We start from the raw sequence: 635 nt of genomic DNA on the forward strand, positions 1-635 counted from the left end.
GGAGGCATGACGACCGGCGCCATGCCCCCGACCGCCCCCGGATCCCAGCGCTCCCGTGCCCGCAGACTCATTCCCCTCGCCGTCGCGGCCTGGCTCGTCCTGGAGATCTGGCTGCTGATCGCCGTCGGTAACGCGGCCGGGGGGCTGACAGTCTTCGCCCTGCTCGTCGTCGGCGCCGTCGTCGGTGGCACCGTCGTCAAGCGCGCCGGGCGCCGGGCCTTCCAGAATCTCTCGGAGACGCTTCAGCAGCAGCAGAGCGGACGGCCGCCGTCCACGGACAACGGCAGCAGCGGCAATGGTTTTCTGATGCTCGGCGGGCTGCTGATCATGCTGCCGGGTCTGATCTCCGACGTGGCGGGCCTGGTCCTCCTGCTGCCGCCCGTCCGCACCCGGCTGGCGCGGTACGCGGAACGCTCGCTGGAGCGCAGGATGCGGGAGGCGGGTCCGGGCAGCCTGGGGGACGCGTTTCAGCAGGCCCGGATGCGCCGACCGGACGGCAAGGTCGTCCAGGGCGAGGTCATCCGGCCGGACGCGGCCGGGCCGGAGTCGCACCCCGACGCCCCGCGGCCCCCGCAGCCTCCACTGACCTCCTGAGCACCGCACGCCCCACAAGCCCCTGGGGGCCGCTCACGGCT

At 73.5% G+C, this 635-nt stretch carries 1 protein-coding gene; it reads left to right on the forward strand.

Annotation, left to right across the window (positions count from 1 at the left end; translation table 11 throughout):
- Positions 1–6 precede the first annotated feature (6 nt).
- The gene (gene fxsA, locus ACWF94_RS25995) at positions 7–594 is read left to right on the forward strand and encodes an FxsA family membrane protein (protein ID WP_453493162.1); all 588 of its coding nucleotides are present in this window, start codon (positions 7–9) and stop codon (positions 592–594) included.
- The last annotated feature ends 41 nt before the right edge of the window (positions 595–635 follow it).

This window comes from Streptomyces sp. NPDC055078 (assembly GCF_053607985.1).